The organism is Saccharothrix sp. NRRL B-16314, from assembly GCF_000716595.1.
In the GTDB taxonomy this organism is placed as follows: Bacteria; Actinomycetota; Actinomycetes; order Mycobacteriales; family Pseudonocardiaceae; genus Actinosynnema.
Genome location: NZ_JNXC01000132.1, coordinates 1 through 409, shown reverse-complemented (window position 1 = coordinate 409; position 409 = coordinate 1). Strand labels below are relative to the sequence as shown.

The following is a 409-nucleotide window of genomic DNA, read 5'->3' as shown; positions in this document are numbered from 1 at the left end:
GCTTCCGCTCGCTTTCGAGCAGGCCTCACTCGGGTGCCGTCGCCGCTGCCATGAACATCGGCAGTGCCAGGAAGAGGCGGTCGGTCTCGGCCCGTGCGCGCTGCTCGACGATCCAGGTGTCCTTCTGCTCGCGCGTAATGGCCCCGGTGGAACAGGCCGCTTCGGCCAGTCCGGTGAGCAAGAGCAACATCGCCGACCCGGTGAAGACGCCGGTGCGCACCTCGACCGTCACATCGCTGAAGCGGCTGTTCAGTAGCAGGTTGCGGTATCGGCGAGCAGCACGCGGGGCGGTGGTCAGGTCGGCGCGGGCGTGCACGATGGTGCGGGTGAGGGCCGGATCGTCGGAGTCGATGACGATGGTGTCCCAGTCCTGGCCAAGCAGCACGATCCTCCCTCCAGGCACAAGAAC

General features: G+C 67.2%; 1 pseudogene. It reads right to left on the bottom strand.

Annotated elements, in window-relative coordinates:
- Positions 1-25: 25 nt before the first annotated feature.
- Positions 26-409: pseudogene (locus OQ02_RS39355) on the bottom strand (methyltransferase domain-containing protein); the annotation flags it as partial.